Below are 15,306 nucleotides of genomic sequence, written 5' to 3'. Positions count from 1 at the left end.
GGTGTTAGCCTCAATTGACTCCAGCATTACGTGGCGGGCAGCGCTCAATCACTTCTACGCTGCCATCCGCATTCTGTTGCTCCAGATAGACATCAAACCCCCACAACCGGTGCACATGCTTCATCACATCGTGGCTGCTTTTATCCAGTGGCGCACGGTGGTGAGGAACATAGCGCGGCGTTAGCGAGCGGTTGCCGCGCAGATCCACATTCCAGACTTGAATATTGGGCTCCTGATTGCTGAGATTGTACTGCGCAGACAGCTCCTGACGGATCATCCGGTATCCTTCCTCATCGTGAATAGCCGTAATCTCCAGATAGTTGTTATGATCGTCATCCAGAACGGTGAACAACCGGAAATCACGCATCACTTTGGGTGACAGGAACTGGCTGATAAAGCTCTCGTCCTTAAAGTTTTGCATGGCGAAATGCAGGGTTTCTAGCCAGTCTTTGCCGGCAATGTCCGGGAACCGGTAGCGATCTTCTTCCGTCGGCGTCTGACAAATACGCTTGATATCCTGAAATATGGCGAACCCGAGGGCATAAGGGTTGATGCCATTGTAATAAGGGCTGTTATACGGGGGCTGATAAACCACATTGGTGTGGCTGTGCAGGAATTCCATCATAAACCGCTCTGTCACTTTCCCTTCATCGTAGAGATGATTGAGAATGGTGTAGTGCCAGAACGTCGCCCATCCCTCATTCATAACCTGAGTCTGTTTCTGCGGATAAAAATATTGGCTGATTTTACGCACGATACGCAACACTTCGCGTTGCCAGGGTTCCAGTAACGGCGCATTTTTCTCCATAAAATAGAGAATGTTTTCCTGTGGTTCGCGTGGGAAACGGCGTGACGCTTCGGGCGAAACGCCTGGATCGCGCCGTGGCAAGGTACGCCACAGCTCATTCACCTGGCTTTGCAAATAAGCCTCACGGCTTTTCTGACGCAGCTTTTCCTCTTCCAGCGAAATTTTTTGCGGTCGTTTGTAACGATCAACTCCGTAATTCATCAGGGCGTGGCAAGAGTCAAGCAACTGCTCGACTTCTTCTACACCGTAACGCTCTTCGCACTGGGCAATGTATTGGCGGGCAAAAATCAGGTAGTCAACGATGGAGCCAGCATCCGTCCAACTGCGAAACAGATAGTTACCTTTAAAAAAGGAGTTGTGGCCATAGCAGGCGTGCGCCATCACCAATGCTTGCATGGTAATGGTGTTTTCCTCCATCAGGTAGGCGATGCAGGGATCGGAGTTGATAACAATCTCGTAAGCCAGCCCCTTGCTGACCGTGTTTGTAGCGCTGTTCGGTTTCAATGAAGCGTTTACCGAAAGACCAATGGGAATAGTTGATGGGCATACCTATGCTTGAATAGGCATCCATCATCTGCTCTGACGTGATCACCTCGATTTGATGCGGATAGGTGTCGAGACGATAGTGCTTCGCTACCCGGTCAATTTCCTCAAGATAGGTTTGCAGTAAATCGAACGTCCAGTCTGGTCCATCATTTAAACGTGTTTCCGTGTTCTGTACTCGAGTCTTTGTTTTTGTCACCATCAGCGCGCCCCCCATATTGCCCTCTACACGCTTTCGTGCAGACTCTATTAATCGTAGCTCACTCTAAAAAAAGTGCCGTGAAAACGGGTGTTTGGCAGAAGATATTGTGGTGAAAACAGCAGCATAAAACCGTACTTCTTCAATGTGATAATAGATAAATAGTATGTTAGCCAAGCGTGACAACGGTAAATCCCGTGTTACATTAGTCTTTTATTTTGGGTAATGACGATTTAGGCAGCATATTGCGCCGTAAACGGCGAATTATCACGGAGATAAGTCAACATGCGGGTTGTGATTTTAGGCAGTGGCGTTATTGGCGTCAGCACGGCGTGGTATTTGTGTCAGGCAGGGTATGAAGTCACGGTAGTCGACCGACAACCCGCGCCAGCGCTGGAGACCAGCGCTGGCAACGCTGGGCAAATTTCCCCAGGATATTCAGCACACTGGGCGGCTCCGGGCATTCCCCTTAAAGCGATAAAATGGTTGTTTCAACGTCATGCGCCGCTTGCCATCTGGCCGGATTGCTCCAGCGATCAACTGCGCTGGATGTGGCAGATGTTGATGAACTGCGATTCAGCGCATTATCAGGTCAATAAGGCGCGTATGGTACGGCTGGCAGAGTACAGCCGAGACTGTTTGCAGGCGCTGCGTGCGCGCACCGCGATTCAGTATGAAGGGCGTCAAGGGGGCACGCTGCAATTGTTTCGCAGCGAACAGCAATATGAAAATGCGAGCCGGGATATTGCCGTATTGCGTGAAGCTGGCGTGCCGTACCAGTTACTGACGTCTCAGGAACTGGCGACGGTTGAACCCGCGCTTGCGTCTGTGGCGCATAAGCTGAGCGGCGGTTTGCGATTACCTAACGATGAAACCGGCGACTGCCAACTTTTTACCCAGCGTCTGGCTGAATTGGCGCAGGCTGCCGGTGTTACCTTTCGATTTAGCGAATCCGTTGAGCAACTCCAGGTTGAAGGTGGGCGTGTGGCTCAGGTGCGTTGCAATGGGCAGGCACTAGCGGCAGATGCCTACGTGGTGGCGTGGTGCGGTTCCTACTCAACGGCACTGATGCGCCGGTGGATGCACCTGCCGGTTTATCCGCTCAAGGGGCTATTCGCTAACCTTGCCACTCACTAATGAGGCGGCAGCACCGGTGTCAACTGTGCTTGATGAGACCTACAAAGTGGCGGTAACACGCTTTGATCGCCGTATACGTGTTGGCGGCATGGCGGAAATCGTTGGCTTTGACACGGCACTCAACCCTAAGCGTCGTGAAACGTTGGAAATGGTGGTGCGTGACCTTTACCCTGACGCCGGACCGGTGGAGCAGGCGACCTTCTGGACCGGACTGCGCCCGATGACGCCAGATGGCACACCGCTGGTGGGGCGCTCACCGCTAGCCAATCTTTATCTCAATACCGGACACGGTACTTTAGGTTGGACCATGGCGTGCGGCTCAAGGCAACTGTTGGCAGATATCATTTCTGGAAAAACACCCGATATTGCCCATGATGATTTGTCGATTTTTCGTTACGCCAGCGCCTAAGTGGACCGGGTTATCAAACACGATCGGTGAACGCGGCGCCATCAGGTAAGGGCTGTAATCGTACCGCGCATTTTTCCGCTCAAGCGCTGCTCGCGCAGTGCCAACAGGGTGGCGCACAGCATGGAAAGTGCCAGCGTACTCTGCGGTGAGAAGGGCAGCGCCATGACTGCCAATCCGACGAACGCGCCCCCCGCCATTTGCACAAAGCCGACCAGCGCTGACGCAGTACCTGCCTCGTTAGCATAAGGTTCTAACGCATAGCTGGTGGCGGGACCGATGGCAAAGGCCAGACCGGCAAACTCTCCACTACGACAGGCGACATAAAGATCCACCAGCGGGCTTGTAGCGCCTCAGGCAACCACAAAATGATGGCGCACAGTAACAAAAACCCGCTGCCGATAAGTATAACGCTGAGTGTAAGACAGGCTGGCCGCCCAATTTTGACGATCATGCGCGTTGCCAGCAGGCTCATTGCCATCACCCAAAACCCATTTGCACCGAATACCAGTGAGAACTATAGCGGTGACAGACTACCGTGCACCATCAGCACGATCGATGCCATTGACAGATAGATCAGGGCCATCCCCATGATGCCGGCATTGCAGGCAGCAAAGCCGATAAAACGCGGTGTGAAAAGGATACGGGCGTATTGCTTTATGGGCAAACCCGGCAGACGTAGCGTGTCTGCCGGGCGTGTTTCTGGCAGATAGCGTAGGGCGACCAGCAGGATCACGCTGGCATACAGCGTCAAAAACCAGAAACAGGCTCGCCAGCCAAACGCGGCAGACAGCAAGCCGCCAAAAAACGGAGCCAGCGCGGGCACAATATTTAGCGTGCCATTGAGAAAGCCAAAAGTACGTGCGGCATCGTCACCGTTCAGTCGGTCGCGCACACAGCTAAACACCACCACGGCGGTGCAGCAAACCGCAACGCTTTGCAGTACACGAGAAGCGATAAATACCGCACCGTTGTATGCCAGTGCTGCCGTCACGGCACCAACGATGTAAATCACGATGCCGATTAATGCCATCGGGCGGCGTCCAACGCGGTCAACCAGCGGGCCAGCCACCAACTGCCCCCATCCCATAATCATGATGAACAACGAAATGGTTGATTGAATGGTGGTGTTATCGCTGTTAAGCCCCTGCGCTATGGCAGGGATTACCGGAAGGTAGAGATCGATGGCTAGTGGGCCGAGAAGTACCAGCACAAACAACAACAGCACAAATCTTTGCATGGTCATAGCAAGGTTAATTCCATTCCCTGGCAAGTGTATGAATAACGTGGTGCTTGCCTTTGGTCATCGTCAGGAAAAGGCAGGAAAAGGCGGGTTGCATAACCACACTGTAGCGAATGGTACGACACAACGGGGCCGTTTTACCATGCTGAAAGCGTTTTTTTGTTAGTTTAATGCGCTACGCGTATTGATGTTAAGTGACGTTGTCACTTATTGGTTTTCACTCCATTTGCCATTTGCCCCAGAGAGACTGCTAACATCGACAACAGTATCAGCGTAGCGACAGGGGCTAACACGGCCCAGGGCGCGCGCTCGATATAAGGCATGTCTTCAGCGACAATTCGACCCCATTCAGGATAAGGTGGTTGCTGTCCCAACCCCAGAAAACCTAATGCAGTCAATGCCAGTGTGATACCGGGAAAACGTACTAATGCGTGCCGTGTGACGGGGCCAATCAGTGCAGGCATCACATAGCCCGTGAAGCGATGCCAGGGTCCGATGCCCAGTAGCGGAGTGATCCGCACGTAGGGGCGGGCCTGAATCTCTTCAACCAGTGCCGCGGTATGTGCGGCGAGCGGTGCCCAACTGACCAGCGTAACCGCCAGTGCGGCACCGTAGGTGGACGGTCCGGTCAGGGTAACGACGATAAGGCCGGACATCGTAGGCGGCAGGGCATTTGCCATCTCCATCGGGCCGATAAACAGACGCGGGAACAGTCCAAACAGGATGCCGAGAGCCAGACACGCCGCGCTAACGCCAGTCGCGGTGATCAAGGTAGCAAAAGCACCGTACGCGACGCGAGCCAGCAGATCGCGCCCCGTGGCATCAGCGCCTAACGGCAGCGCGAGGCTTGGGGGTTGCAGACGAAGAAAATCGGATGCCAGCGGGTCACGAGTCAGTCCGATAGCGATCAGCAATGCCAGTGCGAGGGTAAGCGGGAAGGCGTAATGGGGGCGCGTCGTTGGGCTGATGGTCGGCGCAGGCAACGAGCCACTGCGCAGCGCGTGTCCCAGCACCATCTGGCGCAGCAGGTTTCCGGCGGTACCACTCACCGTTGCGATCAGGAGTAACAGCAGTACGCCGCACTGCAGTGCGGGCAGATCCTGAGCAGCTGAAGCCCCGAGTGTGGCACGTCCTAAACCGGGGATAGCAAAAATCTTTTCTACCGCGACAGCACCGCCGGTCAGTCCTACGATGATAAAGCCTATCTGCGGCAGCAAGACGGGCAGCGTACGGTGCAGTACGGCGATGGCACAAGCAAGTTGGCTTACGCCTGCCACACGCTAAGTGATAAGCCACGGCTCGGTAAAGGTGGTGCGCAACGCATCGGCCAGTAAACGCGCCAGTAATCCCCCGGCAGGCAACCCCAATGACAGTGCAGGCAGCACCATGTGTTGCATATCCCGCCAACCATAAGGCGGAAACAGGTGCAGCCAGACCGCACCTATCAGCAATAGTAGCGATGCCAGTAGATATTCTGGCAGAGTGGTTAACGCCATCGCCCAGGCGCCATGGCTGATATCTGTATTGCCACGTAGTCCGTTGCGCAGGGTAGAAAAGCAGAGCAGTGCGGCGACCAATGTCGCCAGCGCTAACGCCGCGGCCATCAGCGTCAGCGATACGCCTGCTGCTTCCAGCATGCTCGGCAGAATCGGCTTGCCAGAGATCCAGGAAAGTCCGGCATCGCCGTGTAACATATCGCGCCACCACTGCCAAAGCAGCGCAGCCGGGCCTTGGTCGAGGCCCAGTTGGGTACGAATGGCCAGCAGCGTTTCGGGTGTCGCCTCTTGCTCTGCGGATTTGGCACGCAGTATGCTGAGTGCCGGGTCGCTACCGGAAAGCCACGGCAACAGACCAATGAGCGCGATGACCGCAAAGGCGGTCATCGCGCGTGACAAAAACGGCGTGATTACAGCGCTGGCAGGCAAAGGATAAAGGCTCATGGCTGCTGAGTCTGCCCGCTGATGTGGGTTTGCGGTGTAACCAGCACCCGTTCACGTGGATCGCGCGCCGCCTGACGCACACGGGTCGCATCGCCCTGAATCACCCGTTCGTGCAGCAGTGGGATAGCCGCATCGGTGGTGAGAATACGATTTTCAGCAGCCATGATGGCCTGACGCCGCTTCTCTCCGGCGGGAATAGCGGTAGCGGTGAGCAGGGCTTCATCGACTGCGGGATCGCATAACTGCGAGAGGTTAAACGATCCCTTGCAGCTGAAATCGCTGTAGAGGTAAGCCACCGGATCCCCGGAATCCAACACTGTGGCGCGCGACAGGATAAAGGCATCAAATTTTCCCGCCAGCGCATCGGCTTCTATTTGGGCATATTCACGCACTCCTTGCTGGACGGTAAAACCCGCAGCGGTTAACTGCCGCGCCAGATAAACGGCGACTTCCGGCAATTCAGCGCGATCACTGAAAGTGGAGAGTTTGATGATTTCTCCCTGAGGGCGGCGCGCGGGTGTAGGTTGCGCCACGGGCTGTCGCAGCGGGGCCGCCCAGCGCAGCGCCGGGCCGAGTAAACCGCTGGCGATATCTGCACGGTTTTCGTAGACGTTTTTCACCAGCACATCCCGTTGAATGGCGTCGCGCACTGCTGCGCGCAGCCCGGCATCACGTAGTGGACCGACACGGGTGTTGAGATAAAGGGTATTGGTGCGTGGCATTGGCACCTCGTGGATCAGCGCAGGATCGATCAAAGGAGCCTGCGCGACCGGTACAGCCTTAACAATATCCGCACTGCCGGTACGCAGTGCGGCAGAACGCGCTGTGCCATCAGGCACGAAATCAACGTCGATACCTGCGGCTTGTGCGAGCGCGCCCCAATAATTGTCAAAACGATCGAGCGTGGCGCGGGTGGTGCCTTCGACAGCGGTTAACACAAAGGGGCCAGAGCCGTGTCGGATCGGGTTGACGCGGCCTTCTTGATAGGCGTTGGGTGAAAGAATAGCCAGTTGCGGGCTGGAGAGGCGCTGCGGCAGCAGGGGATCGGGCGTTGCGCTAGCAATGTGTACGGCGTTGTCACCTTCGGCGCTAATGTGCAGTGTAACACCGTCCAGAATGCGTGGTTTAGGTGCGGCGTGCATTGCAGCGTTAAGTGCATTGACCACCACCGCCGGTATCAGCCTTACTTGATTTCACGTAGCCTGTGATCGGTTTGTTTTGGGAGTAAAACCGTGGACATTATTGACGCTGAAGAACGACATATTACCGCTATCCAGAAAATTTACGCTTATCACGTTATCCATGGCACTGCATCGTTTGAGACAGAATCGCCTGATATCAACGAGATGCTCGCCCGATTAAAGAAAAACAACGATGTCAGGCTTCCCTGGTTTAGTTGCCATTAACGACGGCCGGGTGCAGGGGTATTGTTATCTGTCGCGCTACCGCGAGCGTTGTACCTATCAGTATACGCTTGAAGATTCGATTTATGTCGATCCTGAGTGCCAACAGCAGGGGGTGGGGACGGCACTCCTTGCCCACGCCATTGGCTGGGCGGATCAACACGGCTTTCGCCAACTTATTGCTGTTGTCGGTAACAGTGAAAATAAGGGATCGTTGCATTTGCACCTTCAGGCCGGTTTTTCCCTTGTGGGAACACTGACCAGCGTGGGGTTAAAACACGGGCGCTGGCTTGACACCGTGATGCTTCAACGTGCGCTGGGCAAAGGGGATTTAACCTTGCCAGAGGCTACGTCTCGGTTTGGGACGAATTGATACATGATGAATTTCCGCCAGCGAGAAGGCTGGAGGAAGGTTGGGCGATTAACCGTTAACGGTCTGTTTGCGGAACAATTCGCGGAACACCGGATAAATGTCATCCTGATCGCGAATATGCTGCATGGCAAAATTTGGATATGCATCACGCAGCGCTTCATATTCGCGCCACAGGGTTTGGTGTGAGCGGCGCGTAATTTCGATGTAGCTGTAATAACGCACAAAAGGCAGCAGTTGGTTAGCCAGAATATCGTGGCACAGCGGTGAATCATCGGCCCAGTTATCGCCATCGGATGCCTGCGCGGTATAAATGTTCCACTGTGACGGGTTGTAGCGCGCCTTGACCACTTCCTCCATCAGCTTCAATGCGCTGGAAACAATGGTACCGCCGGTCTCCTGAGAGTAGAAAAACTCTTGTTCATCCACCTCTTTGGCCTGGGTATGATGGCGGATGTAAACCACATCCACGTTCTTATAATTCCGACTCAAAAACAGATAGAGCAGAATATAAAAGCGTTTCGCCATGTCCTTGGTGGACTGATCCATCGAGCCTGAAACGTCCATCAGGCAAAACATCACTGCCTGGCTGGAAGGTTCTGCCCGGCGCTCATAGTTCTTGAAACGCAGGTCGAAGGTGTCGATAAAGGGCACGCGCGCAATCTTCTCGCGCAGTGCCGCAATATCGTGCCGCAACCGCTCCTCTTCAAGCAACTGCGCAGGCTCTGTGTGCTCAAGCTTTGTCAGATCTTCCTCAAGTTGGCGCAGTTCGCGCCGCTTGCCTGCCGTCATTGCCATACGTCGCGCCAGTGAATTTTGCAGCGAGCGTACAACGCTGATGTTGGCGGGCACGCCGTTGGCGGTGTAACCCGCACGGTGTGTTTTGTATTCGTTCATCTGGTGTTGCTGGGTCTTTTTCAGGTTAGGCAGCGCCAGCTCCTGCGGGAACTGCTCGCGCTCCACTTGCTGTTCCAGTACGTAGAATAGGTGCACCGGGTTGGCGGCCACCTCGCTGTGATCGAAGTTAAATACGCGTGACAGGATTTTGAAGGCGAAGCGTGTGGAGAGTCCGCTCATGCCTTTATCGATACCCGCGTAATCACGGTATTCTTGGTACGATTTAGCCTTGGGATCGGTATCCTTCAGACTTTCTCCATCATATACGCGCATTTTGGAGTAGATGCTGGAGTTTTCTGGCTCCTTAAGGCGCGAGAGGATCGAGAAACGGGCCAACGTTTCCAGCGTACCGGGCGCACAGGGGGCATGAGATAGTTCACTGTGATCGAGCAGTTTGTCGTAAATTTTCACTTCTTCAGAAACGCGCAGGCAGTAGGGCACTTTGACGATGTAGATGCGGTCCAAAAAAGCTTCGTTGTTCTTGTTGTTGCGGAATTGCACCCATTCCGATTCGTTGGAGTGAGCCAGGATGATACCGTTGAATGGCAGAGCGGCAATGCCCTCGGCGCCGTTATAGTTGCCTTTCTGCGTCGCAGTCAGCAGGGGGTGAAGCACCTTGATTGGTGCTTTGAACATCTCGACAAACTCCATGATGCCCTGATTGGCACGGCACAGCGCGCCGGAATAGCCGTAGGCATCGGGATCGTTTTGCGCAAAATGCTCCAGCTTGCGGATATCCACTTTCCCCACCCACCGGGCCGAGCAGATACAGGATCTGTTTCTTCTCTTCCAAGCCTTGCGCAGCGTGTTTCAGATAGGCGACGATCTGCTCTATGGCATCTTCCATGCCGTAGAACTCTTCAAAGGCGGGATAGCGCGCAATCACCCGATTAGAGAACAAACGGGAAAGTCGGGACTCATGGGCGGTATCCACCATCACAGGTTCGCCGATAGCCATTAACAATCGCTCGGCGGCACTCGCATAGGCGCTGCGATCCTGCTGACAGATGTTAAGAAATTCCTGCAACGTGAATTCTTCGTCCTTGGCAGCGTCATAACGGATCAAATATGTTCATAGCGATGCCCGTCCTTCGTCGATTAGCACAGATTTAGAGAGCCTGTTAAATAATGTGCGGCGTTATTTATGCGGCCATAGATAGGTAGCCCTCTGGAAGATGATTTCTCTGAATACAGCAACCCTTATGCCAAATTAATTCATATCAGTAATGGGAATAATAACGTTATGAAAAAATCATCTGTGATTTACACCTCTTTGCTGTTGGCAGGGTCGCTGGCGGCAACAACTGCCGTTGCGGCAGATTTTTCGCTGGGTGCTGGCGTATTAGGTTCTATTAGCCCTTACCGCGGGGGCGATAACGCACTTTATCCGGTGCCGATGGTGACGTATGAAAGTGATAACTTTTATTTCCGTGGGTTAGGCGGGGGCTATTACCTGTGGAATGACGGGCAGAACCGCCTGTCGGTGACGGCGCTCTATTCTCCGCTGGGGTTCAAACTGGGAGATAATGACGACGCGCATAATGAAGCAACTGGATAAGCGCCGTGGCACCCTGATGGCGGGCCTGGCCTATTCTCACTCCGCTCAGTGGGGGATCCTGCGCACCTCTGTGGTTGCGGATACGCTGGGTTATAGTGATGGTTATCTGTGGGATAACACCTATCTCTACCGTTTCGACCTGGGTGACTGGACGGTGACGCCAGGTGTTGGTGTTACCTGGAGCAGTGAAAGACTCAACCGCTATTACTTTGGTATCAGCGGCAAAGAGGCATCACGTTCAGGGCTTGATGCTTACAGCCCGGATGGCGGTTGGTCTCCCTATGCCGAGCTGAGCACCAACTACCGCATTAACGATAGCTGGAGCGCCTGGGCCACAGGACGTTATGTTCGCCTGTCGGATGAAGTGAAAGACAGCTCGATGGTGGATCGCAGCTATACCATGGTGTTCGGTGCGGGCGTGAGTTATCACTTTTAACGTCTGATGCGTGAAAATAGGGCAAGTGCCGCACAATAATGGGGTGATTTCACCCCATTTGTACGTTTGCGGTGCGTTGCGGTTTAGCTATCGTGGTCAATGGGATGAAAGGAGGATAGCGATGACAACCCGACAGATTCGATTTCCCGATGGTTCAAGCCTGCCTGCTATCGGTCAGGCACCTGGTTTATGGGTGAAACTGCCAGTGAGAAGGCGCGTGAGATAAAAGCCTTGCAGACGGGGCTCGATCTCGGGCTTAGGCTGATCGATACCGCAGAAATGTATGCCGATGGCCGTGCGGAGAGCATCGTGGGCGCTGCGCGGACGACGTGATGAGGCCTTTCTGGTCTCCAAGGTTTATCCCCACAATGCTGGCGGCGCGCGGGCAATTGAAGCCTGTGAACGTAGCCTGAAACGCTTGCAAACCGATGTGCTGGATTTGTATCTGCTGCACTGGATGCGGTTTTTCCCGCGCCGACGAGGAAACAGCCGCTGGATGTGGTCTAGTCTGAGCGGAGATAGTGTACCGTTTCACTCGGTATGTGCCGCCAGCAGGCGTGCGAGCGGCAATTTTTGTCTCACGGATTTACCCGAGCTAATCCATGGTGTTTCAACGTTTTACGCTAATTACTGTGGTCAAACGGGCAGGGGCTGTCGGCGTAGCAACAAACGGCTGGGTGACACGCGCCGTTTCTACGCAGACAAAGGTCTTGTAACCGTCATCCGGCATATCGGCGATGGTTTTAGACAACTCAGCCGCTGGGTTCCAGGCAACGACATCGCTATGGTGCGTGTGATGCACTTCGATAGTGCGTTTCAGCGTTGGGTCTACGATGCTGCTTACCGCCTGTGGATGCGTATAGATGCGATCGGTACTCTCTGTAAACGTGAGATCCCCACCTTGCGTCGTCAACTTACCTTGATTGACCTTATCAATGAAGGTATCGCCCAAACCGCTGACGCGGATGTGGTCGATGTCGCCAATCTGGAAGTAGGTGTGCAGGGCGCTGGTGATGCTGTATTCGCCCTGGGCTTCTAGCTCAATCGTACAGGTTTTGCCCAGCTTATAGCGCGCTGTCAGCGTAAAAGCATGTGGCCAGCTTGCCAACGTCTCTGGTGTATCACGCAACGTGAAGGTTAGCTCAACGCCTTCGGCATCTTCACGGTGTGCTGTGAATTCCCACGGTAACAGACGAGCGAAACCGTGGTTAGGTTCAGCAAACGGACCAAACCAAGGGAAGCAGATCGGCACACCGCCGCGAATGGCAACGCCCTGTGCAAACGGCGTGTTGCCACTCAACCACAGCACCGGCGTTTCCCCAAGAGGCTGCCAATGCAGCAGATGAGCACCTTGCAGCATAACAGCAGAGCGCACTTGCGGATGATCAACGACGATAACCGGCAGTTGATCGATCTGGCGTTGACTGAGAGTGGACGAAATTTCTGATTTGATGGGAAGTGAAAAAATTTTATAGTTCATGACGTTACCTTGTTTTATTTGTATTTCATGTTGCATCATGTCGCCCCTTGCATCGCTTATCGCACCGTCGCCTTATTTGGAGATGTGGGCGATCAGGTCCAGTACTTTGTTGGAGTAGCCGGTTTCGTTGTCATACCAGGAAACCAGTTTCACAAAGTTGTTGTTCAGTGCGATACCGGCTTTGGCATCGAACACAGAAGTCAGTACTTCGCCGTTGAAATCGGTAGAAACCACGTCGTCTTCAACATAGCCCAGAACGCCTTTCAGCTCGCCTTCAGAAGCGGCTTTGATGGCTTTCTTGATTTCTTCGTAAGTGGCTGCTTTTTCCAGACGAACGGTCAGGTCAACCACAGAAACGTTCGGCGTAGGTACGCGGAATGCCATACCCGTCAGTTTGCCGTTCAGTTCTGGCAGTACTTTACTTACAGCTTTAGCAGCACCGGTAGAGGACGGAATGATGTTCTGGGATGCGCCGCGGCCGCCGCGCCAGTCTTTGTGAGACGGGCCATCAACGGTTTTCTGCGTTGCAGTGGTGGCGTGAACAGTGGTCATCAGACCTTCGATGATGCCGAAGTTGTCGTTGATCACTTTTGCCAGCGGAGCCAGGCAGTTGGTGGTGCAAGATGCGTTGGAAACGATGTCTTGTCCGGCATATTTGTCAAAGTTGGCACCGCGAACGAACATCGGGGTGTTGTCTTTGGACGGGCCAGTCAGAACCACTTTTTTCGCGCCAGCAGTGATGTGCTTACGCGCCGTTTCGTCAGTCAGGAAGATACCGGTTGCTTCAGCAACCACGTCAACCCCAACTTCGTCCCACTTCAGGTTAGCCGGATCTCTTTCTGCGGTAACGCGGATTTTTTTGCCGTTAACAATCAGCTGACCGTCTTTCACTTCAACGGTGCCGTCAAAACGGCCGTGAGTTGAGTCGTATTTCAGCATGTAAGCCATGTAGTCAGCGTCCAACAGGTCGTTGATTGCAACGATCTCGATGTCAGAACGTTTCTGAGCAGCACGGAAAACAATGCGGCCGATGCGGCCAAAACCGTTGATACCTACTTTGATAGTCATATATTCCACCAGCTATGGTTTGTGAATAAAAGGTTGGTTGTAAAATTACAAAAACCTTGCTGAGCGTCAAGCGGAATCGTGTCAATAGTTGCGGCAAGTCAAATCTGAGACGCAACGGTTGCACGAAAAAGCGCCGTAATGAAACTTAGGAACATCTTTCCCTTAAATGGGCGCGTTTGCACCAATATAAAACCTGCAGGCCCGATAAATGTGATGGGCATCACAATTGCTGGGGCGTTGGGCGGTTACTACCTATTTTAGTCGGAAAAAACGTTATGAGGATGTTAATTCTTGTTAAACTATCAAATGCCAAACAGAAATGATGACGAGACAATCATGGATAAGCCAGTTTCAACTTCCGTGCCCGCAGACACGGGAACATTGACGGAGATGCAACGCTCTGTGACGCAGCAACGCGGCACAGAGCCTGCCTATTCGGGCAAGCTGCTGCATAACAAACGTACGGGCGTGTATCACTGCCTGTGTTGCCAGACGGCGCTGTTCTACTCAGACAACAAGTATGATTCCGGGTGTGGCTGGCCCAGTTTTGATCGACCCGTTGCGAAAGGCGCCATTCGCTATCTGGAAGATTTTTCGCATTACATGCACCGTATCGAAATTCGCTGCGGCAAATGCGATGCCCATTTGGGACATGTGTTTCCTGATGGCCCACAAACCACCGGTGAACGTTACTGTGTGAATTCTGCCTCGTTGAGTTTTATCGATGGCACCGACGGTGAAAAAGTGGATGGCTGAGCTAGCTGCGAAATAATCGCAGATAAAACGTTTCAGCTTGCTAATTTTCAGTGACAGGATGGCAATGACGATGCGCGACAAACAGCTTGATGAAATAGTGGCAGCGCTGACGCCGGACATCTACCAACGTCTGGCGACCGCGGTGGAACTGGGAAAATGGCCGGATGGCGTGCCATTGACGCCCGAACAGAAAGAAAATTGTTTGCAAATGGTGATGTTATGGCAGTCACGACACAATATTGATGCAGAACATATGACCATCAATACCGAAGGTGAGCTGGTGATGAAAAGCAAGCAAGAGTTGAAGCAGGCGTTTGCTATGGATAACCTGATCCAGCGGGAGCGGCGGTAGGCAAGTGCCCCTGAACGAACAGGGGCAAGTGTTATGCGCGTTGGTTTGCTGTTGCTTCTATGAATTCCGACAGCGTGATACGGCGTGCGCCTTGACGTGCCATATTCGGCCAGCGCATTCTCGCTGTCACTTGGCTGAAGATTGACGCCACGACAGCCATCTTCCACTACCTGCACCTGATACCCAAGCGCCAGCGCATCAAGCACGGTAAGGTAAATTTTACGCAATAGTCCGTTGCCAGCCCCATGACAGTCAACCGTGTGATGCCTTGCTGGCGTAATAGGTTATCCAGCGCCGTGGTGGCGCGTTTACCGTTATCAAAAAAAGCGCTGTAGCTATCAATCTCAGGTTGGGTGCCTTTCTGTATTACCGCATCAAAAGCGCCATGATGGAGGCGAGGGTGGAAATCTGCACCTGACTGTCCCTGAACACAATGAACGGGCCACCAGATCTGTGGCAATCCCGCCAGTTCACCGCACTCACCCACGATAGCGTCAGGATGATTAGCGGCAAAACTCAGATGGTTTGCCGGGTGCCAGTCCTGGCTGGCAATGACGGGCATTCCAGCTTTCTGCGCGGCGGCTATGGCGCGGTTGGCGACATCAATGGTGGCATCGCCTTCTGTTACAGGCAGTGCGCCGTTCGGGCAAAAATCATTCTGCAAATCAATCAATAGCAAGGCGTGGTTCATGGCTGCTCCGGCACAAGGG

Annotated in this window: 5 protein-coding genes and 10 pseudogenes; 7 read left to right on the top strand and 8 right to left on the bottom strand. The window is 53.7% G+C overall.

Annotated features, from left to right (window positions below):
* Positions 1–10: 10 nt before the first annotated feature.
* A pseudogene (locus ACMZI0_RS04940) lies at positions 11–1,553 on the bottom strand (SpoVR family protein).
* 282 nt (positions 1,554–1,835) lie between these two features.
* Here ACMZI0_RS04940 and ACMZI0_RS04935 point away from each other — a divergent pair.
* Positions 1,836–3,096, top strand: a pseudogene (locus ACMZI0_RS04935) (D-amino acid dehydrogenase).
* Positions 3,097–3,137: 41 nt separating this feature from the next.
* Here ACMZI0_RS04935 and ACMZI0_RS04930 read toward each other — a convergent pair.
* A pseudogene (locus ACMZI0_RS04930) lies at positions 3,138–4,333 on the bottom strand (multidrug effflux MFS transporter).
* Positions 4,334–4,370: 37 nt separating this feature from the next.
* Between ACMZI0_RS04930 and ACMZI0_RS04925 the strand changes: the two are divergent.
* A complete protein-coding gene (locus ACMZI0_RS04925; protein WP_415672143.1) occupies positions 4,371–4,502 on the top strand; it encodes a hypothetical protein in 132 nt (43 codons plus the stop codon).
* A 37-nt stretch (positions 4,503–4,539) separates the two neighbouring features.
* Here the strand turns inward: ACMZI0_RS04925 and ACMZI0_RS04920 are convergent.
* Together ACMZI0_RS04920 and ACMZI0_RS04915 are read right to left on the bottom strand one after the other, a co-directional pair.
* A pseudogene (locus ACMZI0_RS04920) lies at positions 4,540–6,276 on the bottom strand (ABC transporter permease subunit).
* Positions 6,273–7,448: pseudogene (locus ACMZI0_RS04915) on the bottom strand (ABC transporter substrate-binding protein); the annotation flags it as partial. The pseudogenes ACMZI0_RS04915 and ACMZI0_RS04920, both read right to left, overlap by 4 nt.
* A 60-nt stretch (positions 7,449–7,508) precedes the next feature.
* Here ACMZI0_RS04915 and ACMZI0_RS04910 point away from each other — a divergent pair.
* Positions 7,509–8,052, top strand: a pseudogene (locus ACMZI0_RS04910) (GNAT family N-acetyltransferase).
* Between the two features lie 48 nt (positions 8,053–8,100).
* Here the strand turns inward: ACMZI0_RS04910 and ACMZI0_RS04905 are convergent.
* Positions 8,101–10,012: pseudogene (locus ACMZI0_RS04905) on the bottom strand (DUF444 family protein).
* Positions 10,013–10,189: 177 nt separating this feature from the next.
* Here ACMZI0_RS04905 and ACMZI0_RS04900 point away from each other — a divergent pair.
* Together ACMZI0_RS04900 and ACMZI0_RS04895 are read left to right on the top strand one after the other, a co-directional pair.
* A pseudogene (locus tag ACMZI0_RS04900) lies at positions 10,190–10,940 on the top strand (MipA/OmpV family protein).
* 121 nt (positions 10,941–11,061) lie between these two features.
* Positions 11,062–11,397, top strand: a pseudogene (locus tag ACMZI0_RS04895) (aldo/keto reductase); the annotation flags it as partial.
* 153 nt (positions 11,398–11,550) lie between these two features.
* Here ACMZI0_RS04895 and ACMZI0_RS04890 read toward each other — a convergent pair.
* Together ACMZI0_RS04890 and gapA are read right to left on the bottom strand one after the other, a co-directional pair.
* Positions 11,551–12,420 (bottom strand): D-hexose-6-phosphate mutarotase, encoded by an 870-nt coding sequence (locus ACMZI0_RS04890; RefSeq protein ID WP_415672142.1) that lies wholly within the window; start codon positions 12,418–12,420, stop codon positions 11,551–11,553.
* A 72-nt stretch (positions 12,421–12,492) separates the two neighbouring features.
* A complete protein-coding gene (gene gapA / locus ACMZI0_RS04885; protein ID WP_415672141.1) occupies positions 12,493–13,488 on the bottom strand; it encodes a glyceraldehyde-3-phosphate dehydrogenase in 996 nt (331 codons plus the stop codon).
* Between the two features lie 336 nt (positions 13,489–13,824).
* Between gapA and msrB the strand changes: the two genes are divergently transcribed.
* On the top strand, positions 13,825–14,244 hold the full coding sequence (gene msrB / locus ACMZI0_RS04880; protein WP_415672140.1) for a peptide-methionine (R)-S-oxide reductase MsrB: 420 nt from the start codon (positions 13,825–13,827) through the stop codon (positions 14,242–14,244).
* A gap of 70 nt (positions 14,245–14,314) precedes the next feature.
* A complete protein-coding gene (locus ACMZI0_RS04875) occupies positions 14,315–14,596 on the top strand; it encodes a YeaC family protein (protein ID WP_415672346.1) in 282 nt (93 codons plus the stop codon).
* A 31-nt stretch (positions 14,597–14,627) separates the two neighbouring features.
* Here ACMZI0_RS04875 and pncA read toward each other — a convergent pair.
* Positions 14,628–15,287: pseudogene (gene pncA / locus ACMZI0_RS04870) on the bottom strand (bifunctional nicotinamidase/pyrazinamidase).
* Between the last annotated feature and the right edge of the window lie 19 nt (positions 15,288–15,306).

It is taken from the genome of Symbiopectobacterium sp. (assembly GCF_047692315.1).
In the GTDB taxonomy this organism is placed as follows: Bacteria; Pseudomonadota; Gammaproteobacteria; order Enterobacterales; family Enterobacteriaceae; genus Symbiopectobacterium.
This window is presented reverse-complemented; position numbering and strand designations above follow the sequence as displayed.

Bases quoted from the DNA above. Each gene is read 5' to 3' on its own strand.
- ACMZI0_RS04925 (WP_415672143.1), top strand. From the start codon at position 4,371: ATGAATAACGTGGTGCTTGCCTTTGGTCATCGTCAGGAAAAGGCAGGA.
- ACMZI0_RS04890 (WP_415672142.1), bottom strand. From the start codon at position 12,420: ATGAACTATAAAATTTTTTCACTTCCCATCAAATCAGAAATTTCGTCC.
- msrB (WP_415672140.1), top strand. From the start codon at position 13,825: ATGGATAAGCCAGTTTCAACTTCCGTGCCCGCAGACACGGGAACATTG.
- gapA (WP_415672141.1), bottom strand. From the start codon at position 13,488: ATGACTATCAAAGTAGGTATCAACGGTTTTGGCCGCATCGGCCGCATT.
- ACMZI0_RS04875 (WP_415672346.1), top strand. From the start codon at position 14,315: ATGCGCGACAAACAGCTTGATGAAATAGTGGCAGCGCTGACGCCGGAC.